Raw genomic sequence first — 26,527 nt, 5'->3', positions numbered from 1 at the left:
CAGGACAACGCGACACATAATAAGGGCCGCGCAAACTTGGCGAAACCGCACTTTTTGACGGGTGCGGCGCGCAACCATCAGACGCGGCGACGCTTCCGAGGACGGCAACCATTATGTGGCACCGGAGTCATATCACGAATTGAGGTGATGGAAAAACCGACACTCTGCAACGCACGCAGAGCACTCTCACGACCCGAACCCGGGCCGGAGACCTCAATCTCAAGCGTTTCCATGCCATGCTCACGCGCTTTGCGCCCTGCATCCTCAGCAGCGACCTGAGCCGCATATGGCGTCGATTTGCGAGAACCCTTAAAGCCCTGCGCGCCAGAAGATGACCAGGCAATCGCATTGCCCTGGGCGTCCGAAATCGTGATCAGTGTGTTGTTGAACGTGGAAAGCACGTGTGCAACACCCGAGATAATATTTTTGCGTTCCTTCTTGCGGATACGCGGAGCCGCCGCCTTCGCCATATTGGCCCTGTCCCAAAATCAGTTTTTACGCAAATCGGGCAGTGAATACGACACCCACCACCCGCTTCACCATTAAATGAACGCGATTAACGCGTGACTTTCTTTTTACCGGCAATCGCCACCGCCTTACCCTTGCGGGTACGTGCGTTGGTGTGGGTGCGCTGGCCCCGAACAGGAAGTCCGCGACGGTGACGCAGGCCACGATAACAGCCGAGATCCATCAGGCGTTTGATATTCATCGCTGTCTCACGACGAAGGTCACCCTCAACACGATACTCGGAATCAATCAACTCACGGACCTTGAGGATTTTATCATCACTCAGCTCATTGACGCGCTTTGCGTCAGCAATGCCGAGCCTGGAGCAGATCTTCCGCGCTGTCGACGGCCCGATGCCATAGACATAGCTGAGACCGATGACGACGCGTCTTGTCGTCGGAATATTTACGCCGGCAATACGTGCCACGCTTCACTCTCCCTGTCGGCCCGGAAGCCGCACTCTGTTTTTATGCCTCAGCCCTCATCGGGCTTGCTTGATTTCTACCGCGCTTCACCAAACGAGGAATCGCAGGTCCCTGAACGAGGAAAACGACAATCCTGGCAGCTCGTGTGATAAGGGGGCCGAATATAACGACCGGCCCCGCTGAGTCAAATGAATATTATCACTTTTGCGTGATACCGTCCATTTCGCGCGGCGCGGTCAGGCCAAGCGCCCGCAAAATGGCGCGATAAACAGCATCGACATCCTGCATCCCATCAACGCGTTTCAGGCATTTCGCATGCTCATAATAAGGTAGAATCACGGCTGTCTGCTGAGCATAAACCTCAAGACGCTTGCGCACCGTTTCCGGCGCATCATCCGCGCGCTTGGTGCCATCCGCGTTGGTGCGCTGGGCCAGGCGATCCACAATAACATCCGGCACAACTTCAAGAAGGACCACCGCGTCAATCCGTGCTTCACACGCGTGCAACATCTCATCCAGGGCGACAGCCTGGCTTTCCGTCCGGGGGAAGCCGTCAAGGATGAAGCCTGACTTGCAATCAGGCCGCACGATACACCCCTGGATCATCTCAATCATGATCGGATCAGGGATGTAGAGACCCCTTTCCATAAGCGATTGGGCCTGGATACCAAGCGGTGTTGCGGCCTTCACCTCGGCACGCAACATGTCGCCTGTCGAAATCTGCTTGAGGCCGAAATCACGCTCCAGACGCTGCGCCTGCGTGCCCTTCCCCGCGCCGGGCGGGCCGAGAAGAATGATATTCATCAACGCCGCACCCCAACCCGATTGGCGGATCGACCACGCTGCTTGCGTATCAGCCCCTGATAGCGATGGGCCACGAGATGCGACTGCACCTGCGTCATCGTATCGATGGTAACGGACACGATGATGATGAGGCTCGTCCCACCAAAATAGAAGGGCACACTATAACGACTGATGAGCACCTGTGGCAGTAAGCACACAGCGACAAGATAAATGCCGCCGATCGTCGTCAGACGCGTCAGGATACGGTCAAAATACCGCGTGGTGTTGCTTCCCGGCCGGATGCCCGGCACGAACCCGCCCTGCTTCCGCAGATTCTCCGCCGTTTCCTCCGGGTTGAAACTGACCGCGGCGTAGAAATAGGAAAAGAAGAGGATCATGGCGGCGTAAGTCACCATGTAAAGCGGCTGCCCCTGACTGAGCGCCTGCCCGATGGAAGCCAGCCACCCCTCCGACTTGCCGCCTGAGAAGCCGACAAGTGTCACGGGAATCAGCAGAACGGAGGAAGCGAAGATCGGTGGGATCACGCCCGCCGTATTGACCTTGAGCGGCATATGGGTGGAATCACCCCCATACATCCGGCTGCCGACCTGACGTTTAGGATATTGAATGACGACGCGGCGTTGCGCCTGCTCCATGAAAACAATGAAGGCAATCGTCACCGCCGCAAGGACGAGGAATAGAAGCACGAAAAACGGCGAGAGCGCGCCCGTGTAACCCAGCTGGAAGAGGCTTGCCAAAGCATGGGGCAGGTTCGCCACAATACCGGCGAAAATGATCAGGGAGATGCCATTACCGACACCACGCGCCGTGATCTGCTCACCAAGCCACATCAAAAACATCGTCCCGCCAACGAGAGTGAGAACGGCGGTGAAAATAAACGGGTAACCCGGATTGACGACGGCGCTGACACCGCCATTTCCTGTCATATGCTGCAACGTCATCGCAATGCCGTAGGCCTGGAAAAGCGCAATCAGCACAGTGAGGTAACGCGTATATTGGTTAAGTTTTTTCCGCCCCTGATCCCCTTCCTTTTTCAGAGCCTCCAGAGATGGGAGCGCCGTTGAAAGAAGCTGCACGATAATGGACGCGCTGATATAGGGCATAATATTGAGGGCAAAGACCGTCATACGGCCTAGTGCACCTCCCGAGAACATGTCAAACATGCCGAGAATGCCACGACTATGTCCGGCAAGTATCTGGCCGAGAATCGTTGCATCAACACCCGGGACCGGGATGTAACTTCCAAGGCGGTAAATAATAAGCGCACCAAGCGTAAACCAGATTCGCTTTTTAAGCTCCGTCGCTTTGGAAAAGGAGCTGAGGTTCAGATTGGCTGCGAGCTGATCTGCTGCAGAAGCCATTGTGCTAACCTTTCAACGAAAACAGCGCCGCCGCCACAGCGGGACGCTGTTCTGTTTATCCATGAAGACAGCATGCATTGCAATGCTATGGCTGAGCCGGGATCACGCCTCGGCCGTAACTTCCGCCTTTTGCATAACGGCGAGAGAACCGCCTGCCTTCTCGACAGCCTGAACAGCCGCCGCAGAGGCACCAGCGACTTCAAGCTTGATGGGTTTTGTGACTTCCCCACCCGCAAGTATGCGCACGCCTGCAATCTTCCCACCATTGACGAGCCCGGCACCCCGAAGCAACTCCTCAGTGATGAGGTTTGCTGCGTCCAGTTTGCCCGCATCAATCGCCTTCTGGATCCGGCCAAGATTGACCGCAACATATTCCTTGCGGAAAATATTGGTGAACCCACGTTTGGGCATACGACGATAGAGAGGGAGCTGACCACCCTCAAAACCATTCAGTGATACGCCCTCGCGCGCCTTCTGGCCTTTAACGCCGCGCCCGGAGGTTTTACCCTTACCGGAGCCGATGCCGCGACCAAGGCGCTTCTTGCGATAACGCGAGCCCTCATTGTCACGAAGTTCGTTGAGTTTCATTTTATCCCTCCACCTGCAGAAGGTGGGCAACTTTACGGATCATACCGCGAACGGCCGGCGTATCCTCAAGCTCACGCTGGCTGCCAATGCCGCGCAGACCGAGACCGACGAGGGTCTCTTTCTGGCCTGGCTTGCGGCCAATTGCAGAGGCAATCTGCCGGATGCGGACTGTCGCATTTTTTTTAGCCATTTGCAGCCTCCGCCGTACCCTCAGCGGCCTGGCCCCGCTTAGGGAAGAGATCCGAGGCTTTTTTGCCACGGCGCGCAGCGACAGCACGTGGGCTGCTGCAACGCTCAAGCGCGGCAAATGTCGCCTTGACCATGTTATGCGGGTTGCGGGTGCCAAGGGACTTGGCAACAACGTCATTAACGCCCAGCGATTCAAAGACAGCGCGCATCGGGCCACCGGCGATGATGCCCGTTCCCGCTTCAGCTGCGCGCACCACGACTTTACCCGCACCGAAATGCCCGTAACTGTCATGATGCAGCGTGCGACCTTCCTTCATCGGGACGCGGATCATGCCGCGCTTCGCACGTTCCGTCGCTTTACGGATCGCCTCAGGGACTTCACGTGCTTTACCGGCGCCGTAACCGACGCGCCCCTTCTGGTCACCAACGACCACGAGGGCGGCAAATGCAAAGCGACGTCCACCTTTGACAACCTTGGCGACACGGTTGATCATTACGAGCTTGTCAACAAGATCGTCGCCCTCACGCTCCCGCTCGCGACCACCGCGGCCGCCTTCTCTTGGCTCTCGTGCCATGTGTGATCCTTTCCTAGAACGAGAGTCCGCCCTCACGGGCAGCCTCAGCAAGGGCCCTGACACGGCCGTGATAGAGATAAGCGCCGCGATCGAAAACAACCGTGGAAACACCGGCGGCGACGCCACGCTCCGCGATGAGCTTACCGATCACACCGGCGGCCTCGACATTCGCACCGCTTTTGCCAGCATCGCGGACGGCTTTCTCAAGCGTGCTCGCACTGGCGAGCGTCCGACCTGCGGCGTCATCGATGATCTGCGCGTAAATATTTTTGCCAGAGCGGAAAACCGACAGACGCGGCCGGCCACCGCTCTTGCGGCGAAGCTGGAAACGCAACCGCTTGCGACGGCGCTCCTGCATACCATGCTGCGTAGCCATTATTTCTTCTTGCCTTCCTTGCGACGAAGAACTTCAGTTTCATAACGCACACCCTTGCCCTTATAAGGCTCCGGCTTGCGGAAACTACGAATATCCAGCGCGACCTGTCCGACACGCTGCTTGTCATTCCCCTCGACGGTAATCGCCGTCGGGCGCGGCGTCGTGATTTTGACGTCGGCCGGGATGGGATAGACCACATCATGCGAGAAACCGAGATTCATGACCAGTTTCGAGCCCTGGACACTGGCGCGAAAACCCGTCCCGGTGATTTCGAGCGTTTTGGAGAAACCCTCAGAGACACCCTTGACGATATTCGCGGCGATGGCGCGGGTTGTGCCCCACATCGTCCATGTCTCGCGCGAGCGGTTGCCGACAGGCTGAATGGCGATCTTGCCATCCTCGACCTTCGCCTCAACAAAGCGGGACAGAGGCATGCTGAGCTGGCCGCGTTTACCCTTTGCGGTAAGGATACCCCTGGCAATGGTGACATCCACGCCTGAAGGGATCGGAATCGGATATTTGCCAATACGTGACATTGCGTCCCTCCCTTAGAACACGCGGAAGAGGACCTCGCCGCCAACATTGGCAGCGCGGGCCTCAACGTCCGAAAGGACGCCGCGGGGTGTGGACAGGATGGAAACGCCGAGACCAGCATAGACGCGCTGCAATTCCTTGATTTTGGAATAGACGCGACGCCCCGGCTTGGAAACGCGGTGAATCTCTTTGATAACCGGCTGGCCATCAGCGTATTTCAGCTCGACCCGCAACTGGGAGACACCCTTGCGGAGTTCCTCAGTCGTGTAACCACGAATGTAACCTTCGCGGCGCAGGGCCTCAAGCACATTGGCACGCAGTTTGGACGCCGGCGCAACGCAGGATGCGTGACGTGCACGCTGCGCGTTACGTATACGGGTGATCATATCACCCAAAGGATCGGAGAGGGACATTGTCGTCTTAAACCCTTACCAGCTCGATTTAACCATACCGGGAATCTGGCCCGTTGATGCCAGATCGCGGAGCGCGATACGGCTGAGCTGGAATTTCCGATAATTGGCGCGCGGACGGCCAGAGACCTTGCACAGCAGGCGCACACGCGTGCGTGAGCCATTGCGCGGCATCTCAGCGAGTTTCAGCGACGCGTCGAACCGCTCTTCCACAGGAAGAGAACGATCCTTGATGATTTCCTTAAGCGCGGTCCGCTTCGCACGATCGCGCTGCGCCATTTGCGCGCGCTTCGCGTTGCGATTCACGGCGGAGACTTTTGCCATGCTAAACTTTCTCCCGGAACCTGTCGGGCCAATCCCGACGGTTTTCCAAACAGCGTGTCTATAAAGGCACCCTTCGCCTCTTTGCAATCAAAAAACAAAGGGCACCACGAAACTTTCAGGCCGCGAACGGTAGGTCAAAGGCTTTCAGCAATGCTTTGGCTTCATCATCGCTCCGTGCATTTGTCACGAAAATGATGTCCATGCCGCGCACTGAATCAACCTTGTCGTACTGGATTTCAGGGAACACAATCTGCTCCTTGATGCCCATCGCAAAGTTGCCGCGACCATCAAAGCCCTTATTCGCCGGAAGCCCACGGAAGTCACGAATGCGCGGCATCGCGATTGTCACAAGACGATCGAGAAACTCATACATACGTGCGCGACGCAGCGTGACTTTACAGCCGATCGGCAGGCCTTCACGGATCTTGAAACCGGCAATCGCCTTGCGTGCCAGCGTCTTGACGGGCTTCTGACCTGCGATCAGCGCCATCTCCGCAACGGCGGCATCCAGTTTTTTCTGATCGCCTGCCGCTTCACCGACGCCCATATTAAGGACGATCTTCTCAAGCTTCGGCACTTGCAGGATGTTTTTATAGCCAAACTGCTGACGAAGCTGCTCACGGATCTCCTGCTGGTAACGTTCCTGCAGACGCGGCAGAGCGTGTGCGTGTTTGTCGCTCATATCGCCCCCTTAGCCTCCGATAATCTCGCCGGTCGCCTTGGCGACGCGCGCTTTGCGGCCGTCATCAAGAACGCGGAAACCAACACGGGTCGGCTTGCCACTCTTCGGATCGATAAGTTTAAGATTTGAGAGATGCACAGGCATCTCCTTCGCAATGATGCCGCCCTCTTCATTCTGGCGGCTCGGCTTCGTGTGACGTTTCGCTATAGCAACGCCACGGACGACAGCCTTCTCAACCTTAGGAAGGATGGACATCGCCTCACCCCGCACGCCTTTGGACGCACCGGAAATGACCACAACCTGATCACCCTTTTTTATACGCGCGGCCATTACAGGACCTCCGGAGAAAGGGAGATGATTTTCATGAACTTGCGGGCACGCAGCTCACGCACGACGGGACCAAAGATACGCGTACCAATGGGCTCCATCGACTTGTTGATCAGCACTGCTGCGTTTTTGTCAAAACGAATGGCGCTGCCATCCGCCCGACGCACCGGGTAAGAGGTGCGGACGATGACAGCCTGATGGACATCACCTTTTTTGACTTTACCGCGCGGAATCGCCTCCTTGACGGAAACGACGATCACGTCGCCGACCGAAGCGGTTTTACGCTTGGAACCGCCCAGCACCTTGATGCACTGCACCCGACGCGCGCCGGAATTATCCGCAACGCCAAGGTTGGTCTCAGGATGGATCATTTTTAGCCCCCTATTTAAGCCGAAACAGGGCTGGCGTCAGCCGCGGGGGCACCAAGTGCCGCACCGTTGCGCGTAACAACCATCCACGTCTTGCGTTTTGAAATCGGCGCACATTCTTCGATACGGACGGTATCGCCGATTTTGCACTCATTCAGCTCATCATGCGCCGCGTATTTCTTGGAGCGGCGAATAAACTTTTTATAAAGCGGGTGCATAACGCGACGATGCACGAGGACGGTCACCGTCTTGTCCATCTTATCACTAGTCACTCGCCCAGTCAGGACACGCCTTGGCATTGTCCGTCTCCTCTCAGGACTTTACGGCGGACGTTTTTGCGCCCGCACTCTTCTTCGATTGATGCAAAACTGTCTTGATCCGCGCGACAGCACGACGCAGCAGCCGCACCCGGCCCGCACCTTCAGACTGCCCGGTCGCGGCCTGGAAACGCAGATTCAGCTGCTCTTTTTTCAGATTAAGCAGAAGAGCCTCAAGCTCATCAGACGTCTTGCCCCGCAGATCGGCGACTTTAAACGCGTCGGCCATCTCAGGCATCTCCAATGCGTGTAATGAACTTGGTCTTGATCGGCAGTTTCGCCGCGCCTAATTCGAGCGCGTGGCGCGCGACATCAGGCGGCACGCCTTCAATTTCGAAAAGGACGCGACCCGGCTTGACGCGTGCGACCCAATATTCAGGCGAGCCCTTACCCGAGCCCATCCGCACCTCAGCCGGCTTGGTGGAAACCGGAAGATCCGGGAAAATGCGGATCCAGACACGACCTGCGCGCTTCATCGCACGCGTAATCGCACGACGAGACGCCTCGATCTGGCGCGCCGTGATCCTCTCGGGCTCAAGCGCTTTCAGGCCGAACGCGCCGAAATTCAGCGTCGTTCCACCTTTTGCGAGGCCGTGAATACGGCCTTTATGGGCTTTGCGAAACTTCGTCCGCTTGGGGGAAAGCATGATCAGTTATCCTCACGCGCCTCACGACGCTTGTTTTGAACTTCGACTCAACGCTGCGGCGCTTGCTCAGCGGCACGACGGTCCTGAGCAAGGGAGTCATGCGCCATGACATCGCCTTTAAAGATCCAGACCTTCACACCACAAGTGCCATAGGTCGTCTTCGCCGTTGCCACGCCGTAATCAATATCCGCACGAAGCGTATGAAGCGGAACGCGACCTTCACGATACCATTCAATACGCGCGATCTCAGCACCGCCAAGCCGACCGGAGCAGTTGATCCGAATCCCCTCCGCCCCGAGGCGCATCGCGGATTGCACGGCACGCTTCATCGCCCGGCGGAATGCCACGCGGCGCTCTAGCTGCTGCGCGATATTTTCCGCGACAAGTGTCGAGTCAATTTCAGGCTTGCGGATTTCCACGATGTTGAGCGCGACGTCAGCCTTCGCCATACGGCTTAGATCTTTACGAAGCGCGTCAATATCCTGACCTTTTTTACCGATCACGACACCCGGACGGGCTGCATAGATCGTGACGCGGGGCTTTTTAGCCGGACGTTCGATCACAACGCGGGAAACACCAGCACCTGCGAGCTTGCGACGAAGATATGCCCGAAGCTTGAGGTCCTCATGAAGAAGATTCGCGTAATCCTGGCCCGCATACCAGCGGCTGTCCCAGGTGCGATTTACACCGAGCCGAAGCCCGATCGGATTGACTTTATGTCCCATATCAGGCCGCCTTCTGTTCTGCTACGTCTTTGCGCTTGCGAGTCTTCTTCGCAGGGGCATCTTCTGTCGCAGCCCGCTCAGCGACCACGATCTTGATGTGGCTGAAGAACTTTTCAATCCGGGCGGAGCGACCACGACCACGCGCATGAAAGCGCTTCATGACGATTGATTTACCGACCTCAGCCGACTTCACCACCAGCTGATCCACATCAAGCTGATGATTATTTTCAGCGTTTGCGATCGCGCTCTCAAGTGTCTTACGCACCTGCTGCGCAATGCGACGGCGGGAAAAAGTCAGCGCCGCAATGGCTTTGTCAGCCGGCAGATTGCGGATCATGGCCGCAACCAGGTCGAGCTTGCGCGGGCTGACACGGACATTGCGTGCAACGGCCTGCGTCTCATTATCGGCAAGTGCGCGAATATGCTTTGGCTTGCTCATCTCAGCCCCGCTTCGACTTTTTATCGGACGCATGACCCGTGAATGTGCGCGTCGGGGAAAACTCGCCGAACTTATGTCCGACCATATTTTCCGTCACTTGCACAGGCAGGAATTTGCGCCCGTTATACACACCAAATGTTAGGCCCACAAATTGTGGCAGGATCGTTGAACGACGTGACCAGATTTTGATCACCTCATTGCGACCCGACGCACGTAAAGCTTCTGCCTTACCAAACAAGTACCCGTCGACGAACGGGCCTTTCCAGACGGAACGTGCCATCTCTCTAATACCCCTCTCTTACTTACCGGTCTTGCGGCGGCGGATAATCAAGCTATCCGTGCGCTTGTTTCTACGCGTTTTGTAACCTTTTGTCGGCTTACCCCACGGCGTAACGGGATGACGCCCGCCAGAGGTACGGCCCTCACCACCACCATGCGGGTGATCAACAGGGTTCATGACGACACCACGATTATGTGGGCGGCGCCCGAGCCAACGATTGCGACCGGCCTTACCAATATGTTGGTTCATATTATCCGGGTTGGAGACAGCACCGACTGCCGCCATGCATTCCCCGCGGACAAGACGCAACTCACCGGATTGCAGCTTGATCTGAGCGTAACCGGCATCCTTGCCGACAAGCTGGGCGTAAGTCCCGGCTGAACGCGCGACCTTGCCACCCGCACCGATCTTGAGCTCAATATTATGGACGATCGTGCCCACCGGCATCGCCGCCAGCGGCATTGCATTGCCGGGCTTAACGTCAACCCGCGCACCAGCAACGACACGATCCCCTGATTTCACGCGTTGTGGCGCGAGGATGTAAGCAAGCTCACCATCATCATATTTGACCAGCGCGATGAAAGACGTGCGGTTCGGGTCATATTCCAGCCGCTCAATCGTGCCCGCAACATCGAATTTGCGACGCTTGAAATCGACATAACGGTAGGACTGCTTGTGCCCGCCGCCACGGAAGCGCGACGTTGTACGCCCATGATTATTGCGACCGCCGGATTTGTTCTTACCTTCCGTCAGCTGCTTGACGGGTTTCCACTTATGCAGCTCGCTCCGGTCGATAAGGACGGTGCCACGAAGGCTGGGCGTCGTCGGATTAAAGTGTTTTAGTGCCATGATTCCCTACCCCGCGTCAGCTCAGCTTCGCTGTGAGGTCGATCGACTGACCATCTGCGAGCTTAACATATGCTTTCTTGGTGTCAGAGCGACGACCTGGCCGCCCCTTGAACATTTTGCTCTTGCCCTTCTGCACCAGGGTGTTCACCGAAAGCACCTTCACGTTAAACAGCGTCTCGACCGTAATTTTGATCTCGGGCTTGGACGCCTTAAGTGCGACGCGGAAAACGACGTGGTTATTCTCTGAAAGAGCTGTCGCTTTCTCAGTGATGACGGGCCCGCGGATGATGTCAAACATCGCCTCACGGCTCATGCGGGCGGCCTTTTCACGGCGCGCCAGAACGGTTGTCGTGCTCATGCCAGGCGCTCCTTCAGGCCATCAAGCCCGGCGCGCGTCACGATAAGCGCCTCATGATTGAGGATATCGTAAACATTGGCACCGATTGACGGCATCACATCAATCTTATGCAGGTTGCGGATGGCACGCCCAAACCCGACATCCGGATTGACACCATCAACGATCAAAGCCGAAGTCAGGCCCAGAGCCTTCATTTTGGCTTCGGCATCACGTGTTTTCTGCACACCGGCAACAGCCTCAAGGATAACGACCTTCCCTTCCGCAGCCTTCTGCGACAATGCAGAGATCAGGCCGAGGCGGCGCACTTTTTTCGGCAGGTCATAACCATGGTCACGCAGAACCGGCCCGTGCACCACACCACCTGTGCGGAATTGCGGGGCACGCAACGAACCCTGACGTGCAGAGCCCGTGCCTTTCTGGCGATAGGGCTTCTTGGTCGTGCCGGAAATTTCGCCCATGCCTTTGACGCGGTGCATGCCAGCACGACGCTTGGCGAGCTGCCAATGTACGACGCGGGCCATAATGTCATTGCGCGGCGTAATGCCGAACAATTCCTCCGGAAGGATCACCTTACCGGCGCTTCCGTTATCGAGGGTCTTGATCTCGTATTCCATACCCTCAGTCCTCAACCGGCGGCCGTCAGAGTCGCAGCCGGATACGGCGCGTCAGCGTGACGGTCCTTCTTGATCGCATCGCGGATCAGCACCGTGCCGTTTTTAGCACCCGGGACTGAACCACGAACCATAATGAGATTACGCTCTTCATCCACCGCGGCGACTTCGAGGTTCAGCGTGGTGATGCGCTCATCACCAAGATGACCGGCCATTTTCTTGCCTTTGAAGACTTTGCCGGAATCCTGACGCTGTCCCGTCGAACCGTGTGAACGGTGACTGATGGAAACGCCGTGCGAAGCTTCGAGACCGGCAAAGTTCCAGCGCTTTATGGCGCCGGCAAAACCCTTACCTTTACTCGTTGCGGTCACGTCCACTTTCTGGCCGACGACGAAATGCGCGGCTGAAAGGCGTGTCCCCGCCTCAAGCACCGCGTCGTCACTGACGCGAAACTCGACAAGCTTCTTGCAGGGCTCGACCTTGGCGGCCGAGAAATGTCCACGCATGGGCTTGGAGACGTTTTTAACTTTTGCCTTGCCCATACCAAGCTGCACGGCCGTATAGCCGTCACGCTCAACATTACGGGTGGAGACAACCGTCACATCGTCGAGATGAAGAACGGTGACAGGCACGTGTGTGCCGTCTTCCTTGAAGAGTCGGGTCATGCCCAACTTTTTTGCGATCAATCCGGTGCGCATCGTCTGGACCTTAAAGCTTGATCTCGACATCGACGCCAGCGGCGAGGTCGAGCTTCATGAGGGCGTCCACGGTCTGCGGGGTCGGCTCGACAATATCGAGCAGGCGGCGGTGAGTCCGAATTTCGAACTGCTCGCGGCTTTTCTTATCCACATGTGGCGAGCGGTTAACAGTAAAACGCTCAATATGCGTCGGTAGCGGGATGGGACCCCGAACCTGCGCACCCGTGCGCTTCGCCGTGTTCACGATCTCCTTCGTGCTGTTATCGAGCACGCGGTGGTCGTATGCCTTGAGGCGAATGCGGATGTTTTGGCTGTCCATCTTTACAAATCGTCCAACTCAATAAGGTTCGGGGGCTACCCTGCTCCTTCTAAGCCTCGAAGGCTGACCCGACCAGGTGCGCCCGGTCGGGTCAGCCTTCGAGGCTATATTTTCGTTCAGGCGGTGATCGACGCGACCACACCTGCGCCGACAGTCCGGCCACCTTCGCGGATCGCGAAGCGAAGGCCTTCATCCATCGCGATCGGTGCGATCAGCTCAACATCCATCGCGACGTTGTCGCCCGGCATGACCATCTCTGTGCCTTCCGGCAGCTGGACAACACCCGTGACGTCCGTCGTGCGGAAGTAGAACTGGGGACGATAATTAGTGAAGAACGGCGTGTGACGGCCCCCCTCCTCTTTCGTGAGGATGTAGGCTTCGGCCTTGAACTTCTTGTGCGGGGTGATGGAGCCGGGCTTGGCCAGAACCTGACCGCGCTCAACGTCTTCACGCTTCGTGCCACGCAGAAGGGCACCGATATTATCGCCCGCCTCACCACGATCAAGAAGCTTGCGGAACATCTCAACGCCGGTCACCGTCGTCTTAACTGTGTCCTTAAGACCGACAATCTCAACTTCCTCACCGACATTGACCGCACCGCGCTCAACGCGACCCGTCACAACCGTGCCACGACCGGAGATCGAGAAGACGTCCTCAATCGGCATCAGGAAAGGACGGTCAATCGGGCGCTCAGGCTGCGGGATGTAGGAATCAACCGCTTCCATCAGCTCAAGAACGCGGTTCTCACCGATTTCGGCATCGCCATCTTCAAGCGTGACGAGCGCGGAGCCCTTGATGATGGGGATATCGTCGCCCGGGAACTGGTAGGAAGAGAGAAGCTCACGCACTTCCATCTCAACGAGCTCAAGCAGCTCAGGGTCATCCACCTGATCGACCTTGTTCAGGAAAACGACCAGCGCAGGAACACCCACCTGGCGCGCGAGCAGGATGTGCTCACGTGTCTGGGGCATCGGGCCATCAGCAGCGGAGACAACGAGGATCGCGCCATCCATCTGCGCCGCACCGGTGATCATGTTCTTGACGTAGTCAGCATGGCCCGGGCAGTCGACGTGCGCGTAATGGCGGTTTTTCGTCTCATACTCAACGTGAGCGGTCGAGATCGTGATACCACGTGCACGCTCTTCCGGCGCCGCGTCGATCTGATCATAAGCCTGATATGTCGCACCACCTGACTTGGCGAGCGTCTTAGTAATCGCAGCCGTCAGCGAGGTTTTGCCATGGTCAACGTGACCAATCGTTCCGATATTGCAGTGCGGCTTCGTCCGCTCAAATTTAGCCTTAGCCATCGTTCTCTCCATAACCCACCGCCGAAGTTACGGCGGGGAAGATTGCTCATTAACATCAGGTTCCGATTGAAACCCGAAACTGTTGAGCTGGTTAAACTTACCAGCGGTAGTGGCTGAATGCCTTGTTGGCTTCAGCCATGCGATGCGTGTCTTCACGCTTTTTGACGGCCGAACCGCGATTATTGATCGCATCCATCAGCTCGTTGGACAAGCGCTCCTGCATCGTGTTCTCGCCGCGCTTGCGCGACGCGTCGATCACCCAGCGTATCGCCAAGGCCTGACGACGTTCCGCACGGACTTCGACAGGCACCTGATACGTCGCGCCACCGACGCGGCGTGAGCGCACCTCGACGGCAGGCTTGACGTTGTCGAGCGCTGCGTGAAACATCGCAACCGGATCCGTCGAAGCACCGCCACGACGGCGGACAGCTTCAAGCGCACCGTAAACGATACCTTCAGCAGTCGATTTCTTACCATCGTACATTAGCGCATTCATAAAGCGCGTGATGACGACGTCTCCAAACTTCGGATCGGGAAGGATCTCACGCTTGACAGCGCGATGTCGGCGACTCATGCCTTATATTCCTCTTACTTAGGACGTTTCGCACCGTAAAGCGAGCGACGCTGGCGGCGTTTTGCAATACCTTGTGTATCCAGCACACCACGGAGAATGTGGTAGCGCACACCCGGAAGATCCTTCACGCGGCCGCCACGGATCAGAACCACGCTATGCTCTTGCAGATTGTGCCCTTCACCAGGGATGTAGCTGACGACCTCATACCCGTTTGTCAGGCGGACTTTTGCCACCTTACGCAAGGCCGAGTTCGGCTTCTTCGGTGTGACCGTATAGACGCGCGTGCACACGCCACGCTTTTGCGGGCACCCTTGCAGGGCTGGCACTTTATTCCGCTTCGCAGCAGGATCACGCCCTTTTGCGATTAACTGGTTGATGGTCGGCATTCGCCCTTCCCGATTCTCGTTTAAAGACAGACCAGATTCGCACCTGATCCGCGCGCATTCAACACAACTCAGCGCGCGATGCAAGATCGCCCGCCAAACAAATCTACCCCAGACCTTGGTTTACCAAAGATAAACGGCGTCCAAAGCAAAAAATAAAGTCTATCCTCGGCCTTAACGTCCCGAGAGACGGGGGAAGCCGGAAGCGTGCTACCTACGGCGCTTACCAGCAAAAGTCAAGCATCTGGATAGAGTCGCCACGATATTTACCGATACCCCAGCAATAAGCGCGCAGCCTGACGCTGCGCGCTTATTTTCAACCTCAAGCCTCCGATGATTCTTCGGTCGTTTCAACAGAAGTCTGCCCCAGTCGCTGGCGATCCTGAGAGGCGGCAATCGCCCGCAGGCGATTCATGACGCTGCCCGTTCCCGCCGGGATGAGACGTCCGACAATGACGTTCTCTTTCAAGCCATTCAGCGTATCGACCTTGCCCGCTGTCGCGGCCTCTGTCAGGACACGCGTCGTTTCCTGGAAGGACGCTGCCGAGATGAAGGACTGCGTCTGGAGCGACGCCTTGGTGATGCCCTGCAGAACAGGCGCACCGCGTGCCGGCGTCTCATCCAGCTTCAGTCTCTTGTCATTCTCCGTCTCGAACTCAATCCGATCAACGATTTCCCCGACAAGATAGGTTGTGTCGCCCGGCTCCAGAATTTCAACTTTCTGGAGCATCTGCCGGACAATGACCTCAATGTGCTTGTCATTAATCTTCACGCCCTGGAGACGATAAACATCCTGAATTTCATTCACGAGGTAATCTGACAGGGCTTCAACACCCATGACCTTGAGAATGTCATGCGGCACGCGCGGACCATCAACCAGCGGGTCTCCCTTCTGGACAAAATCACCTTCCTGAACGGAAACATGCTTGCCCTTCGGGATGAGGTAATTAGTCTCCTCACCCGTCTCATCATTTTTGACGATGATGCAGCGCTTCGACTTATAATCACGACCGATTTCGATGCGACCTTCCGTCTCGGCGATAATGGCGTGGTCTTTCGGGCGCCGCGCTTCAAAAAGCTCAGCAACGCGCGGCAGACCACCCGTAATATCACGCGTTTTGGAACCCTCACGCGGGATACGCGCCAGAACGTCACCCGCATGCACCTTCGCGCCATTATCGACTGATAAGAGGGAGTCCGGCGCAAGGAAGTAACGTGCGTCATTTCCGTTCCCCAGTTTCACGACATTGCCGGAAGCGTCCTTGACCTGCAAACGCGGCCGCAGATCGACGCTCTTGCCACCCTGCTTATAATCGACAACCACGCGAGAGGTCAGCCCCGTCACCTCATCCATCCGCTCAACCAACGTGATTGAATCGATGAGATCGAGATATTCGACCGTGCCGGATTCCTCAGTGATGATCGGTAGGGTGTAAGGGTCCCACTCAGCCATTTTGAGGCCGCGCTCGACATTCTGACCCTCCGTGACCAGCAGACGTGCACCATAAGGCACACGATAGCGGGCACGCTCGACATTTTTCTCATCCGTCAGCACGATCTCACAGTTACGCGACATGACGATCGTCATGTTCTGGCTGTTCTGCACGACGTTGCGGTTACGGATGGTCACCTTGCCGTCGCGGGACGCTTCCACCATGGATTGCTCAGCACCGCGCGTCGCCGCACCACCAATATGGAAGGTGCGCATCGTCAGCTGCGTGCCGGGTTCCCCGATCGATTGCGCCGCGATGACGCCGACAGCCTCACCGATATTCACCGGTGTGCCGCGCGCCAGATCACGCCCATAACAATGCGCGCAGACGCCGACACGACCGTCACAGGTCAGGACAGAACGGATCTGCACCGTCTCAACCCCGGCCTGCTCAATCGTCTCCGCCTCCGCTTCCTCAACCAGCGTGTTGCGCGGATAGAGGACCTTGCCGTCAGCTGGGTTGAGGACATCGGCGGAAAGGGTCCGCCCCAGAATACGCTCGGAGAGGGAGGAGACGATTTCACCTCCATCCATAACCGCACGCACGGTCAGGCCGCGCCCCGTGCCGCAATCATTCTCAACGATGATGCAATCCTGCGCGACATCAACCAGGCGGCGCGTCAGGTAACCGGAGTTCGCCGTCTTGAGCGCCGTATCCGCGAGACCTTTACGCGCACCATGAGTGGACGTGAAGTAATCGAGAACGGAGAGCCCTTCTTTAAAGTTAGCAATAATGGGCTGCTCAATAATCTCACCGGATGGCTTGGCCATCAGGCCGCGCATACCGGCCAGCTGCTTCATCTGCGCTGGCGACCCACGCGCCCCGGAATGGCTCATCATCCAGACGGAGTTGGTCGGCTTGCCGATGACCTGCTTCGAGATCTCCTTCATCATCGCGACCTGCACTTCATCCGTGCAGCGTGACCATGCATCGACCACCTTATTATAACGCTCACCCGCCGTGATCAGACCATCCTGATATTGCTGCTCGAACTCTTTGATCTCGGCCTGAGTCCGCTCAACAAGTGCCTGCTTCTCAACCGGGATGATCATATCATCCTTGCCGAAGGAGATACCGGCACGCGCCGCATGGCGGAAACCGAGCCCCATCAGACGATCACAGAAAATCACCGCCTCTTTCTGGCCGCAATGGCGGTAAACCGCATCGATCACGTCAGAGACGTTCTTTTTGGTCAGCTGCTTATTAACGACCTCAAACGGCACAGCCGCATTATCCGGCAGGATCTGCGCGATCAGCGCACGTCCCGGGGTGGTGATCACCACGCGCCGCGTCACCTGCCCCTCCGCTGAAGGGACTTCCAGTCGCAGGCGAATCTTGTCGTGCAGCTTCAGCGCACCTTCATTCATCGCCAGTTCAATTTCAGCGACGGAATGGAAGGCTGGCGGACCGGCTTTGGTCACGCGCCCTTCTTTATCATATTCCGCCTGATCCGGTGTCGCGAGATATTCCGGCACTTCGAGGCTGAGATAATAAAGACCCAGCACGATATCCTGTGAGGGCACGATGATCGGCTTACCATTGGCCGGGCTGAGGATGTTATTTGTCGACATCATTAGCACACGCGCCTCAAGCTGGGCTTCCAGCGAGAGTGGCACGTGCACGGCCATCTGATCCCCGTCAAAATCCGCATTGAACGCGGTGCAGACGAGCGGATGAAGCTGGATGGCCTTGCCTTCAATCAGGACAGGCTCGAAAGCCTGAATGCCCAATCGGTGCAAAGTCGGCGCACGGTTCAGCATCACGGGATGCTCACGGATCACCTCTTCAAGGATGTCCCAGACTTCCGGACGTTCCTTCTCGACCATACGTTTCGCGGCTTTAATGGTCGTGGCGTGACCATATTTCTCAAGCTTCGAATAAATGAAGGGCTTGAACAGCTCCAGTGCCATTTTCTTCGGCAGACCGCATTGATGCAATTTGAGTTCCGGCCCGACGACAATGACGGAACGACCGGAATAATCGACGCGCTTGCCCAACAGGTTTTGACGGAAACGCCCCTGCTTACCCTTCAGCATGTCCGAAAGGGACTTTAACGGACGCTTATTGGCGCCCGCAATCGCACGCCCACGCCGACCATTATCGAACAGCGCGTCCACCGCTTCCTGCAACATGCGCTTTTCATTCCGGACAATGATATCCGGGGCACGAAGCTCAATCAGACGCTTGAGGCGGTTATTACGGTTGATGACGCGCCGGTAGAGATCGTTAAGATCTGACGTCGCGAAACGTCCGCCATCAAGCGGGACGAGCGGACGCAATTCCGGCGGGATCACCGGGACGAGGTCCAGGATCATCCATTCCGGGCGGGAACCGCTCTCGGCGAATGAATCATAGAGCTTGAGGCGTTTGACCAGCTTTTTGCGCTTCGCTTCGGAAGTCGCGGCTTTGAGATCTTCCCGCAGCAGATCGCCGTCGGACTTATCCTGGTCACGCCCTTCCCGATCCACTAGGCCAGGGCGGTCGATTTCCTCCGCATGGAGGCGGGCTTTCCAGAGGATCTTCTTGATGGCCTCCGCGCCAATACCGACTTCAAGCCCCTCATCCGCGTAATCATCCAGCGCGTCGAAATATTGATCTTCCGACAGCAGGCTATATTGCTTGAACGGGCTCGTGCCCGCTTCAAGAACGATGTAGCTCTCGAAATATAGAACCTTCTCAAGATCTTTCAGCGTGATGTCGATCAGCGTCGCGATACGAGATGGCAGGGATTTCAGGAACCAAATATGCGCCACCGGTGAGGCGAGCTCAATATGGCCCATACGCTCACGTCGCACCTTCGCGAGCGTGACTTCAACACCGCATTTTTCGCAGACGATGCCGCGAAATTTCATGCGCTTATATTTGCCGCACAGACATTCATAATCTTTGATCGGGCCGAAAATACGGGCGCAAAAAAGCCCGTCACGCTCCGGCTTGAAGGTGCGGTAATTGATGGTTTCCGGCTTTTTGATCTCACCATAGGACCAGGACCGGATCTGCTCGGCTGAAGCGAGCTGAATTTTGATCTGATCAAAAGACAGGCTTTGGCCCGTCTGGCCCAAAATCTTCATCAGTTCGTTCATGCGCCAAGACCCCATTTCACGCGGCGGCCATGGGCCGCGCGCGCCTTATCATCAATGCAATTTTCAACAAATGACAGCGTCATCACGATGCACTTTGCTCCAGATCGACATTCAGGCCGAGAGATTTGAGCTCTTTGATCAGGACGTTGAAGCTCTCTGGAATACCGGCTTCGAAATCATCCTGCTCACGCACGATGGCTTCATAAACCTTGGTACGACCGGAGACGTCATCTGACTTGACGGTCAGCATTTCCTGCAACGTGTAGGCCGCCCCGTAAGCCTCAAGCGCCCAGACTTCCATCTCACCGAAACGCTGCCCGCCGAACTGGGCTTTACCCCCGAGCGGCTGCTGCGTCACGAGTGAGTAGGGACCGATGGAGCGCGCATGGATCTTGTCATCGACAAGATGGTGCAATTTGAGCATGTAAATATACCCAACCGTCGTTTTACGTTCAAAGCGTTCACCCGTGCGCCCGTCAATCAACTGAGACTGACCGGAACGATCAACCCCGGCCTTATCCAGCATATCTTCAATATCTGGAATCGACGCACCATCGAAGACAGGTGTTGCGATCGGCACGCCACGGCGAAGATTACCGGCCAGTTCGGAAAGCTGCGCGTTATTCATATCCGCGATGTCGCTTTCAAAAACAGCGTCGCCATAGACCGTCCGCAGACGCTCCAGCAATGCCATCTTCTCTTCCCCGTTGCGCTGATATTCATCCGCCAGGCGTCCGATATCCTGACCGATATTAGCACACGCCCAACCCAGGTGGGTTTCCAGGATCTGCCCGACATTCATACGTGAGGGCACGCCCAGCGGGTTCAGCACGAGGTCAACCGGTGTGCCGTCTTCAAGGAATGGCATGTCCTCAACCGGCACGACGCGAGACACGACACCTTTATTACCGTGACGACCCGCCATTTTGTCACCCGGCTGAAGCTTGCGCTTCACTGCAACGAAGACTTTGACCATTTTCATCACGCCCGGTGGCAACTCGTCACCACGCTGAAGCTTCTCAACCTTGCTCTCAAACCGCGCCTGAATACGCGCCATCTCGGCATCATATTCACGCCGCAGGGTTTCGAGCTCGGACATCACGCTGTCTTCCGACACCACAATGTGACGCCATGCACTGCGCGGATGCTCATTCATCACCTCATCAGTGATGACTGTGCTGGAACGTATCCCTTTAAAACCCGCACCCGCTGACTGATTCAAGAGGCGCTCACGCAGACGGTTGATGAAGCTGCGCTCCTGCACGGCGCGTTCATCATCCCGGTCTTTCGACAGGCGTTCGATCTCGGCGCGCTCAATGGCCATGGCGCGCTCATCCTTGTCGATACCACGACGGGAGAAGACACGCACATCAACGATCGTCCCCGTCGTGCCGGGCGGCAGCTTCAGGGATGTATCGCGCACATCGGAGGCTTTTTCACCGAAGATGGCACGCAGCAATTTCTCTTCCGGCGTGACCGGGCTCTCGCCTTTCGGCGTTACCTTACCGACCAGAATATCGCCGGGATTCACCTCCGCACCGATATAGACAATGCCCGCTTCGTCGAGATTGCGTAGCGCTTCCTCACCGACATTCGGGATGTCGCGGGTGATTTCCTCCTGACCCAACTTTGTGTCGCGGGCCATGACTTCAAACTCTTCAATATGGATTGAAGTGAAGACGTCATCACGCGCAATGCGCTCGGAGATGAGGATGGAATCCTCAAAGTTGTAACCATTCCAGGGCATGAAGGCGACGAGCACGTTACGCCCCAGCGCCAACTCACCCAGTTCAGTCGACGGGCCATCCGCGATGATGTCACCGGATTTGACGACATCATCAATATGCACCAGCGGGCGCTGATTGATGCAGGTCGACTGGTTAGAGCGCATATATTTACGCAGGCGGTAAATATCGACACCCTCCGTCGCACCGGTCTCACCCGTAGCACGGACAACGATACGAGCACCGTCGATCTGGTCAACGACGCCGTCGCGCCGTGCCACAATGGTCGCACCGGAATCGCGGGCAACAGCGGCTTCCATACCTGTGCCGACAAGCGGCGCTTCCGCCCGCACGAGCGGGACGGCCTGACGCTGCATGTTTGACCCCATCAGAGCGCGGTTGGCGTCGTCATTTTCCAGAAACGGAATCAACGCCGCGGCGACGGAAACGAGCTGCTTGGGCGATACGTCACAAGCCGTCACCTGCTCCGGCGGGACGAGACGGAAATCACCCGACCGACGCACGGAAACGAGCTCATCCGCGAGGCGCCCCGTCTCCTTATCAAGCTTGGCATCCGCCTGCGCGACGATGAGTTTCTCCTCCTCCATGGCGGAAAGATATTTCCACCCATCCTGAAGCATCCCATCCTTAACGAGGCGATAGGGCGTTTCAATAAAGCCGTACTTATTGACCTTCGCATAGGTTGAGAGCGAATTGATTAGACCGATATTCGGCCCTTCCGGCGTTTCAATCGGGCAGATACGGCCATAATGAGTCGGGTGAACGTCACGGACCTCAAACCCGGCCCGCTCACGCGTCAGGCCGCCCGGGCCCAATGCGGAAAGGCGGCGCTTATGCGTTACTTCCGAGAGCGGGTTCGTCTGATCCATGAACTGGCTGAGCTGGGATGAGCCGAAGAACTCACGCACCGTGGCCGCGGCCGGTTTGGCGTTGATGAGGTCATGCGGCATGACCGTGTCGATATCGACGGACCCCATACGCTCACGAATGGCGCGCTCCATGCGCAACAGGCCGATGCGATATTGATTCTCCATCAATTCACCGACCGAGCGGACACGGCGATTGCCCAAATTATCAATATCGTCTATCTGACCACGCCCATCTTTCAGGTCGCACATGATCTTGACCGTGCGCAGAATATCCTCCTTGCGGAGCACACGCACGGAATCCGGCACGTCAATTTCCAGACGCATGTTCATTTTCACGCGGCCGACGGCGGAGAGGTCGTAACGATCCGGGTCGAAGAAAATGCCCTGAAACATCGCCTCCGCTGTTTCCGGGGTTGGCGGCTCACCGGGGCGCATGACACGGTAAATATCGATCAGCGCATCATCGCGATTATTGTTTTTGTCCACGGCCAGCGTGTTACGGATCCACGGCCCATGAGTCGTGTCGATCGCCAGCATCGGGATTTCGGCAATACCGGCTTCCTCAAGAGTGGTCAGACGTGCGTCCGTCAGCTCTTCACCCGCTTCGGCATAAATCTCACCCGTGTGCTCATTGACGATGTCACGCGCGATGAAACGCCCCAGCAGATCGGCGCGACCAACGAGGACGTCATGGGTTTTTTCTGCGATCTTCTTGACGACGCGACTGGTCAGCTTGGCTTCCGCCTCAGCCACGATCTCACCCGTATCGGCATCATAAAGCGCTTCCAGCAGCTTCAGACCACGGAAGGCCTCCGGGTCAAACGGGCGGGACCAGCCTTTATCACCTTTTGAGAAAACAACCGTGCCGTAAAAATGCTCCAGGATCTCATCCGGATCCATGCCGCGTACGGAAAGGGCGTCAACATCGCCTCCTTCAGCCGCTTTCGCCGCGCGCGCCGCAGCGGATTGTGCCCCCTCAAGCGCGTAAAGCAGGGTCGTGACCGGCAATTTACGCTTCCGGTCAATGCGGACATAAATCAGGTCTTTGGCATCAAACTCAAAATCTAGCCATGAGCCACGATAAGGTATGACGCGCGCCGTAAAGAGATATTTGCCGGATGAGTGCGTCTTGCCCTTGTCATGATCAAAGAAGACGCCGGGGCTGCGATGCATCTGGCTGACAATGACACGCTCCGTGCCATTGATGATGAACGTCCCATTATCCGTCATCAGCGGCATATCGCCCATATAGACAGGCTGCTCCTTGATGTCCCGGATGGAACGGGAACCCGTATCCTCATCCACATCCCAGACGATCAGGCGGAGGATGACCTTGAGCGGCGCCGCAAAGGTCAGGCCGCGCTGGATGCATTCCTCAACATCATATTTCGGCTCCTCCAATTCGTAGGAGACGAACTCCAGTCGACCACGCCCCGCAAAGTCGTTGATCGGGAAAACGGAGCTGAAAACCTCCTGCAACCCCGTGCGCTGACGGCTGTCGGCGCTCACATTCATCTGCAGGAATGTCTCATAGCTGGACCGCTGCACATCAATGAGGTTCGGCATTGGAGCCACTTCGGGAATACGCCCGAAACTCTTACGGATCCGCTTGCGTCCCGTGAACGATTTGCTGACTGCGCTCATCTATCCCTGCCTCTAAGAACCAGACCTTCAAGTCTCCACCGACATGACCTGCAACGGCGACCGGAACGACTGACCGTTATAACCTCTTTATCGAAAACGGCAAAGCGGGCGGCACCGACGCGGGTGCCGCCCTCCTCGCTAAACTGAAGAAGCGACGGGCGCCTGAGGGACGCCTGAAGCCTCTGTGACGCTTACTTAATCTCGACCTTGGCGCCGGCTTCCTCAAGCTTTGCTTTAAGCTTGTCGGCTTCGTCCTTGCCGACGCCTTCCTTAACCGCTTTCGGCGCGGCCTTGCTGTCATCAACGAGCTGTTTGGCTTCTTTCAGGCCAAGATTCGTGTGGGCGCGGACTTCCTTAATCACTTTGATCGCGGTCGCACCCGGGTCGGTGATAAGAACATTGAACTCTGTCTGCTCTTCAGCAGGCGCGGCAGCCGCACCGCCAGCAGCAGGCGCTGCAACAGCAACCGGCGCTGCTGCGGAAACGCCCCACTTCTCCTCAAGGAGTTTGGAGAGCTCTGCCGCTTCAAGAACGGTCAGGGTTGAGAGTTCTTCGACAATTTTGTTGAGATCGGCCATGATGAATGGTCCCACTATACATGCACTGGTTTAAACGATGCAATCCCAAACCCCGCCCATCGGGCAGGAGATGAGATTGCGCTAGATGACAAGACTAGGCAGCCTCGCTTTTGGAATAGGCGCCAAAAACACGAGCAAGCTGTCCGGTCGGAGCCTGGACAACACTGGCGATCCGCGTGGCGGGGGTATTGAGCATACCCACCAGTTTTGCACGCAGCTCGTCCAGAGATGGCAGTTCAGCCAGTGCCTTGACACCGGACGCATCAAACGTCTGGCTTCCAAGCGCACCACCCAGAACAACCAGATTCTCATTCGTTTTGGCGAACTCAACGAGCACCTTTGCCATTGCCGCCGGATCCGCACCCCATGACAGGGCGGTCGGTCCTTTGAGCAACGGCGCGATACCGTCGAATTGGGTCCCTTCCAGAGCACGACTGACCAGTCGATTTTTAGCAACCTTATAAGTCGACCCCGTCGCACGGATGCGCCTGCGCAGCTCCGTCACATCAGCAACCGTCAAACCTTTATTTTCGGTGACGATCACGATGGATGTGCTGGCAAACACCTCGGCGAGGAATGCGACGAAGGCCCGCTTTTCCTGACGGTCCAATTGCTGTCTCCTCGTCAGCTGCATGATATCTCATGCAGCCTGGTTACCCCTGGCGGCTTCACCCTGTTGAAGCAGAGTGTCACCACCGCTCGCCTGTCCGTCGTCAGGAAGGCCAGTGCATGCGTAACCGAAATTACGCCAAATCCGGCAAACCGTCTGTCGCGCGGGGGCATATGCCTTTTAAGCCCCGAAGGGCACGTGCGGTCTTGGACAGGATAGGTGCGACATCAGCCACACCCTTGATACCTCCCGGCTTCTCGGCAGGCATCAATTTCGTAAAAGATGTTACAGTGACGCGATGTCCACGCGCACACCCGGCCCCATCGTCGATGAGACCGCCGCTTTTTTCAGATAAGTACCTTTCGCGCCAGTCGGGCGTGCCTTCTGCACCGCGTCAACAAGCGCTTTAATGTTCTCGACCAGTTTCTCGGCCTCAAACGATGCTTTGCCCACGCCCGCATGCACGATACCAGCTTTTTCAGCGCGATATTCAACCTGGCCGAATTTGGCCGCCGTGACGGCACCCTTGATGTCCATCGTCACTGTGCCGAGACGGGGGTTCGGCATCAGGCCGCGCGGCCCAAGCACCTTACCCAGACGACCCACCAGCGCCATCATGTCCGGCGTGGCAATGCAGCGGTCAAATTCAATTTCGCCATTCTGGACTTTTTCAGCGAGGTCTTGAGCGCCGACCACTTCAGCACCGGCGGCTTTCGCCTCCTCAGCTTTCGAGCCACGTGCGAAAACACCGACGCGCAGGGTCTTGCCCGTGCCATTCGGCAGGGAGATCAGCCCACGCACCATCTGGTCGGCATGACGCGGATCAATGCCGAGATTTAGCGAAACTTCAATGGTCTCGTCAAATTTGGCTTTGGCGTTGGTCTTGATCAGCGAAACCGCTTCCTCGATCGAATAGGCACGCGCGCGATCAACAGCGCCTCTGGCGGCGACGAGACGTTTATTCTTCGCCATTTTCTCAGCCCTCCACCACATCAAGGCCCATTGAACGGGCAGAACCGGCGAGCATACGCACGGCGCCATCAATGTCATGGGCATTCATGTCTTTAAATTTCGTTTCGGCGATCTCACGCAGCTGCACGGTCGTCACCTTGCCGACAGATGCCGCCTTGCCAACTGTCTGGCTACCCTTGGACAGTTTCGCGGCTTTCAGCAGAAAAAACGTGTTCGGCGGTGTTTTTGTGATGAAGCTGAATGTGCGATCCGCATAGGCCGTAATCACGACCGGGATCGGCATACCGGGCTCAAGCCCCTGTGTCTTCGCGTTGAATTCTTTACAGAACTGCATGATGTTAAGGCCGCGCTGACCCAGCGCCGGGCCCACTGGTGGGGATGGATTTGCCTTACCCGCGGGGATTTGCAGTTTGATGTAGCCAACAATTTTTTTGGCCATATCCGGGACTCCTTTATCGTTGACCCGAACCGCGGTACAATCGAATCCGTCATGCCTCGCAGCACGTCCCGGCCTCTCCCGCGTTTCGCTAAGTGGCGCCCCGTATCCTTTTAGAGG

34 protein-coding genes are annotated in these 26,527 nt (G+C 57.0%); all 34 read right to left on the bottom strand.

Annotation, left to right across the window (positions count from 1 at the left end; all coding sequences use genetic code 11):
- Positions 1–77: 77 nt before the first annotated feature.
- The 34 genes from rpsK to rplK all read right to left on the bottom strand — a co-directional run bounded on the left by rpsK (position 78) and on the right by rplK (position 26,410).
- Entirely contained in the window at positions 78–470 is a 393-nt protein-coding gene (gene rpsK / locus AAYR33_01120) for a 30S ribosomal protein S11 (GenBank protein ID XAO71609.1), read from the bottom strand.
- 86 nt (positions 471–556) lie between these two features.
- Entirely contained in the window at positions 557–934 is a 378-nt protein-coding gene (rpsM, locus tag AAYR33_01115; protein XAO71608.1) for a 30S ribosomal protein S13, read from the bottom strand.
- 196 nt (positions 935–1,130) lie between these two features.
- Positions 1,131–1,736 carry an adenylate kinase gene (locus AAYR33_01110; protein ID XAO71607.1) on the bottom strand — a complete coding sequence of 202 codons (606 nt, stop codon included), beginning with the start codon at positions 1,734–1,736 and terminating at the stop codon, positions 1,131–1,133.
- Complete coding sequence (gene secY, locus AAYR33_01105) at positions 1,736–3,097, bottom strand: preprotein translocase subunit SecY (GenBank protein ID XAO71606.1); 1,362 nt, start codon at positions 3,095–3,097, stop codon at positions 1,736–1,738. The genes AAYR33_01110 and secY overlap by 1 nt, the downstream gene beginning before the upstream one ends.
- Positions 3,098–3,199: 102 nt before the next feature.
- Entirely contained in the window at positions 3,200–3,685 is a 486-nt protein-coding gene (gene rplO, locus AAYR33_01100; protein ID XAO71605.1) for a 50S ribosomal protein L15, read from the bottom strand.
- 1 nt (position 3,686) lies between these two features.
- The gene (gene rpmD, locus AAYR33_01095; protein XAO71604.1) at positions 3,687–3,875 is read right to left on the bottom strand and encodes a 50S ribosomal protein L30; all 189 of its coding nucleotides are present in this window, start codon (positions 3,873–3,875) and stop codon (positions 3,687–3,689) included.
- Entirely contained in the window at positions 3,868–4,449 is a 582-nt protein-coding gene (rpsE, locus tag AAYR33_01090; GenBank protein ID XAO71603.1) for a 30S ribosomal protein S5, read from the bottom strand. Before rpsE ends, rpmD begins: the two co-directional genes overlap by 8 nt.
- 13 nt (positions 4,450–4,462) lie before the next feature.
- The gene (rplR, locus tag AAYR33_01085) at positions 4,463–4,825 is read right to left on the bottom strand and encodes a 50S ribosomal protein L18 (protein XAO71602.1); all 363 of its coding nucleotides are present in this window, start codon (positions 4,823–4,825) and stop codon (positions 4,463–4,465) included.
- Positions 4,825–5,361, bottom strand: a complete 537-nt coding sequence (rplF, locus tag AAYR33_01080; protein XAO71601.1) for a 50S ribosomal protein L6 — start codon at positions 5,359–5,361, stop codon at positions 4,825–4,827. Before rplF ends, rplR begins: the two co-directional genes overlap by 1 nt.
- A gap of 12 nt (positions 5,362–5,373) precedes the next feature.
- A complete protein-coding gene (gene rpsH / locus AAYR33_01075; GenBank protein XAO71600.1) occupies positions 5,374–5,772 on the bottom strand; it encodes a 30S ribosomal protein S8 in 399 nt (132 codons plus the stop codon).
- A 15-nt stretch (positions 5,773–5,787) separates the two neighbouring features.
- The gene (rpsN, locus tag AAYR33_01070; protein XAO71599.1) at positions 5,788–6,093 is read right to left on the bottom strand and encodes a 30S ribosomal protein S14; all 306 of its coding nucleotides are present in this window, start codon (positions 6,091–6,093) and stop codon (positions 5,788–5,790) included.
- A 115-nt stretch (positions 6,094–6,208) separates the two neighbouring features.
- Entirely contained in the window at positions 6,209–6,775 is a 567-nt protein-coding gene (rplE, locus tag AAYR33_01065; protein ID XAO71598.1) for a 50S ribosomal protein L5, read from the bottom strand.
- Positions 6,776–6,784: 9 nt separating this feature from the next.
- On the bottom strand, positions 6,785–7,105 hold the full coding sequence (rplX, locus tag AAYR33_01060) for a 50S ribosomal protein L24 (protein ID XAO71597.1): 321 nt from the start codon (positions 7,103–7,105) through the stop codon (positions 6,785–6,787).
- Positions 7,105–7,473 carry a 50S ribosomal protein L14 gene (gene rplN, locus AAYR33_01055; GenBank protein ID XAO71596.1) on the bottom strand — a complete coding sequence of 123 codons (369 nt, stop codon included), beginning with the start codon at positions 7,471–7,473 and terminating at the stop codon, positions 7,105–7,107. Before rplN ends, rplX begins: the two co-directional genes overlap by 1 nt.
- A gap of 14 nt (positions 7,474–7,487) precedes the next feature.
- The gene (gene rpsQ, locus AAYR33_01050; protein XAO71595.1) at positions 7,488–7,769 is read right to left on the bottom strand and encodes a 30S ribosomal protein S17; all 282 of its coding nucleotides are present in this window, start codon (positions 7,767–7,769) and stop codon (positions 7,488–7,490) included.
- Positions 7,770–7,782: 13 nt separating this feature from the next.
- Entirely contained in the window at positions 7,783–8,016 is a 234-nt protein-coding gene (gene rpmC, locus AAYR33_01045; protein XAO72326.1) for a 50S ribosomal protein L29, read from the bottom strand.
- 1 nt (position 8,017) lies between these two features.
- Positions 8,018–8,434, bottom strand: a complete 417-nt coding sequence (gene rplP, locus AAYR33_01040) for a 50S ribosomal protein L16 (protein XAO71594.1) — start codon at positions 8,432–8,434, stop codon at positions 8,018–8,020.
- A 47-nt stretch (positions 8,435–8,481) separates the two neighbouring features.
- Entirely contained in the window at positions 8,482–9,159 is a 678-nt protein-coding gene (gene rpsC, locus AAYR33_01035) for a 30S ribosomal protein S3 (GenBank protein XAO71593.1), read from the bottom strand.
- Between the two features lies 1 nt (position 9,160).
- Positions 9,161–9,598 carry a 50S ribosomal protein L22 gene (rplV, locus tag AAYR33_01030; protein ID XAO71592.1) on the bottom strand — a complete coding sequence of 146 codons (438 nt, stop codon included), beginning with the start codon at positions 9,596–9,598 and terminating at the stop codon, positions 9,161–9,163.
- Position 9,599: 1 nt separating this feature from the next.
- On the bottom strand, positions 9,600–9,878 hold the full coding sequence (gene rpsS / locus AAYR33_01025) for a 30S ribosomal protein S19 (GenBank protein ID XAO71591.1): 279 nt from the start codon (positions 9,876–9,878) through the stop codon (positions 9,600–9,602).
- Between the two features lie 18 nt (positions 9,879–9,896).
- Complete coding sequence (gene rplB / locus AAYR33_01020) at positions 9,897–10,727, bottom strand: 50S ribosomal protein L2 (GenBank protein XAO71590.1); 831 nt, start codon at positions 10,725–10,727, stop codon at positions 9,897–9,899.
- Between the two features lie 16 nt (positions 10,728–10,743).
- On the bottom strand, positions 10,744–11,040 hold the full coding sequence (locus AAYR33_01015; protein XAO72325.1) for a 50S ribosomal protein L23: 297 nt from the start codon (positions 11,038–11,040) through the stop codon (positions 10,744–10,746).
- A 41-nt stretch (positions 11,041–11,081) separates the two neighbouring features.
- The gene (gene rplD / locus AAYR33_01010; GenBank protein XAO71589.1) at positions 11,082–11,699 is read right to left on the bottom strand and encodes a 50S ribosomal protein L4; all 618 of its coding nucleotides are present in this window, start codon (positions 11,697–11,699) and stop codon (positions 11,082–11,084) included.
- Between the two features lie 11 nt (positions 11,700–11,710).
- Positions 11,711–12,394, bottom strand: coding sequence for a 50S ribosomal protein L3 (rplC, locus tag AAYR33_01005; protein ID XAO71588.1), 684 nt, complete (start codon positions 12,392–12,394; stop codon positions 11,711–11,713).
- A 10-nt stretch (positions 12,395–12,404) separates the two neighbouring features.
- Positions 12,405–12,713, bottom strand: coding sequence for a 30S ribosomal protein S10 (rpsJ, locus tag AAYR33_01000; protein ID XAO71587.1), 309 nt, complete (start codon positions 12,711–12,713; stop codon positions 12,405–12,407).
- Positions 12,714–12,829: 116 nt separating this feature from the next.
- Positions 12,830–14,020 (bottom strand): elongation factor Tu, encoded by a 1,191-nt coding sequence (gene tuf, locus AAYR33_00995; protein ID XAO71586.1) that lies wholly within the window; start codon positions 14,018–14,020, stop codon positions 12,830–12,832.
- A gap of 97 nt (positions 14,021–14,117) precedes the next feature.
- Entirely contained in the window at positions 14,118–14,594 is a 477-nt protein-coding gene (gene rpsG / locus AAYR33_00990; protein ID XAO71585.1) for a 30S ribosomal protein S7, read from the bottom strand.
- Positions 14,595–14,608: 14 nt separating this feature from the next.
- Positions 14,609–14,980: a 30S ribosomal protein S12 gene (rpsL, locus tag AAYR33_00985; GenBank protein XAO71584.1), complete on the bottom strand. Its 372-nt coding sequence runs from the start codon at positions 14,978–14,980 to the stop codon at positions 14,609–14,611.
- 319 nt (positions 14,981–15,299) lie between these two features.
- Positions 15,300–19,553, bottom strand: coding sequence for a DNA-directed RNA polymerase subunit beta' (rpoC, locus tag AAYR33_00980; GenBank protein ID XAO71583.1), 4,254 nt, complete (start codon positions 19,551–19,553; stop codon positions 15,300–15,302).
- Positions 19,554–19,635: 82 nt separating this feature from the next.
- Positions 19,636–23,811 (bottom strand): DNA-directed RNA polymerase subunit beta, encoded by a 4,176-nt coding sequence (gene rpoB / locus AAYR33_00975; GenBank protein XAO71582.1) that lies wholly within the window; start codon positions 23,809–23,811, stop codon positions 19,636–19,638.
- 191 nt (positions 23,812–24,002) lie between these two features.
- Positions 24,003–24,389, bottom strand: coding sequence for a 50S ribosomal protein L7/L12 (gene rplL, locus AAYR33_00970; GenBank protein ID XAO71581.1), 387 nt, complete (start codon positions 24,387–24,389; stop codon positions 24,003–24,005).
- Positions 24,390–24,483: 94 nt separating this feature from the next.
- A complete protein-coding gene (gene rplJ, locus AAYR33_00965; GenBank protein XAO71580.1) occupies positions 24,484–24,999 on the bottom strand; it encodes a 50S ribosomal protein L10 in 516 nt (171 codons plus the stop codon).
- Positions 25,000–25,284: 285 nt separating this feature from the next.
- Positions 25,285–25,971, bottom strand: coding sequence for a 50S ribosomal protein L1 (rplA, locus tag AAYR33_00960; GenBank protein XAO71579.1), 687 nt, complete (start codon positions 25,969–25,971; stop codon positions 25,285–25,287).
- A gap of 4 nt (positions 25,972–25,975) precedes the next feature.
- Positions 25,976–26,410 carry a 50S ribosomal protein L11 gene (rplK, locus tag AAYR33_00955; GenBank protein XAO71578.1) on the bottom strand — a complete coding sequence of 145 codons (435 nt, stop codon included), beginning with the start codon at positions 26,408–26,410 and terminating at the stop codon, positions 25,976–25,978.
- Positions 26,411–26,527 lie beyond the last annotated feature (117 nt).

The sequence above is a fragment of the Acetobacteraceae bacterium genome, from assembly GCA_039613835.1.
Classification (GTDB): domain Bacteria; phylum Pseudomonadota; class Alphaproteobacteria; order Acetobacterales; family Acetobacteraceae; genus Sorlinia.
This window is presented reverse-complemented; position numbering and strand designations above follow the sequence as displayed.

Coding starts and splice junctions, on each gene's coding strand:
- rpsK (XAO71609.1), bottom strand. CDS start 470: ATGGCGAAGGCGGCGGCTCCGCGTATCCGCAAGAAGGAACGCAAAAAT.
- AAYR33_01110 (XAO71607.1), bottom strand. CDS start 1,736: ATGAATATCATTCTTCTCGGCCCGCCCGGCGCGGGGAAGGGCACGCAG.
- secY (XAO71606.1), bottom strand. CDS start 3,097: ATGGCTTCTGCAGCAGATCAGCTCGCAGCCAATCTGAACCTCAGCTCC.
- rplO (XAO71605.1), bottom strand. CDS start 3,685: ATGAAACTCAACGAACTTCGTGACAATGAGGGCTCGCGTTATCGCAAG.
- rpmD (XAO71604.1), bottom strand. CDS start 3,875: ATGGCTAAAAAAAATGCGACAGTCCGCATCCGGCAGATTGCCTCTGCA.
- rpsE (XAO71603.1), bottom strand. CDS start 4,449: ATGGCACGAGAGCCAAGAGAAGGCGGCCGCGGTGGTCGCGAGCGGGAG.
- rplR (XAO71602.1), bottom strand. CDS start 4,825: ATGGCTACGCAGCATGGTATGCAGGAGCGCCGTCGCAAGCGGTTGCGT.
- rplF (XAO71601.1), bottom strand. CDS start 5,361: ATGTCACGTATTGGCAAATATCCGATTCCGATCCCTTCAGGCGTGGAT.
- rpsH (XAO71600.1), bottom strand. CDS start 5,772: ATGTCCCTCTCCGATCCTTTGGGTGATATGATCACCCGTATACGTAAC.
- rpsN (XAO71599.1), bottom strand. CDS start 6,093: ATGGCAAAAGTCTCCGCCGTGAATCGCAACGCGAAGCGCGCGCAAATG.
- rplE (XAO71598.1), bottom strand. CDS start 6,775: ATGAGCGACAAACACGCACACGCTCTGCCGCGTCTGCAGGAACGTTAC.
- rplX (XAO71597.1), bottom strand. CDS start 7,105: ATGGCCGCGCGTATAAAAAAGGGTGATCAGGTTGTGGTCATTTCCGGT.
- rplN (XAO71596.1), bottom strand. CDS start 7,473: ATGATCCATCCTGAGACCAACCTTGGCGTTGCGGATAATTCCGGCGCG.
- rpsQ (XAO71595.1), bottom strand. CDS start 7,769: ATGCCAAGGCGTGTCCTGACTGGGCGAGTGACTAGTGATAAGATGGAC.
- rpmC (XAO72326.1), bottom strand. CDS start 8,016: ATGGCCGACGCGTTTAAAGTCGCCGATCTGCGGGGCAAGACGTCTGAT.
- rplP (XAO71594.1), bottom strand. CDS start 8,434: ATGCTTTCCCCCAAGCGGACGAAGTTTCGCAAAGCCCATAAAGGCCGT.
- rpsC (XAO71593.1), bottom strand. CDS start 9,159: ATGGGACATAAAGTCAATCCGATCGGGCTTCGGCTCGGTGTAAATCGC.
- rplV (XAO71592.1), bottom strand. CDS start 9,598: ATGAGCAAGCCAAAGCATATTCGCGCACTTGCCGATAATGAGACGCAG.
- rpsS (XAO71591.1), bottom strand. CDS start 9,878: ATGGCACGTTCCGTCTGGAAAGGCCCGTTCGTCGACGGGTACTTGTTT.
- rplB (XAO71590.1), bottom strand. CDS start 10,727: ATGGCACTAAAACACTTTAATCCGACGACGCCCAGCCTTCGTGGCACC.
- AAYR33_01015 (XAO72325.1), bottom strand. CDS start 11,040: ATGAGCCGTGAGGCGATGTTTGACATCATCCGCGGGCCCGTCATCACT.
- rplD (XAO71589.1), bottom strand. CDS start 11,699: ATGGAATACGAGATCAAGACCCTCGATAACGGAAGCGCCGGTAAGGTG.
- rplC (XAO71588.1), bottom strand. CDS start 12,394: ATGCGCACCGGATTGATCGCAAAAAAGTTGGGCATGACCCGACTCTTC.
- rpsJ (XAO71587.1), bottom strand. CDS start 12,713: ATGGACAGCCAAAACATCCGCATTCGCCTCAAGGCATACGACCACCGC.
- tuf (XAO71586.1), bottom strand. CDS start 14,020: ATGGCTAAGGCTAAATTTGAGCGGACGAAGCCGCACTGCAATATCGGA.
- rpsG (XAO71585.1), bottom strand. CDS start 14,594: ATGAGTCGCCGACATCGCGCTGTCAAGCGTGAGATCCTTCCCGATCCG.
- rpsL (XAO71584.1), bottom strand. CDS start 14,980: ATGCCGACCATCAACCAGTTAATCGCAAAAGGGCGTGATCCTGCTGCG.
- rpoC (XAO71583.1), bottom strand. CDS start 19,553: ATGAACGAACTGATGAAGATTTTGGGCCAGACGGGCCAAAGCCTGTCT.
- rpoB (XAO71582.1), bottom strand. CDS start 23,811: ATGAGCGCAGTCAGCAAATCGTTCACGGGACGCAAGCGGATCCGTAAG.
- rplL (XAO71581.1), bottom strand. CDS start 24,389: ATGGCCGATCTCAACAAAATTGTCGAAGAACTCTCAACCCTGACCGTT.
- rplA (XAO71579.1), bottom strand. CDS start 25,971: ATGGCGAAGAATAAACGTCTCGTCGCCGCCAGAGGCGCTGTTGATCGC.
- rplK (XAO71578.1), bottom strand. CDS start 26,410: ATGGCCAAAAAAATTGTTGGCTACATCAAACTGCAAATCCCCGCGGGT.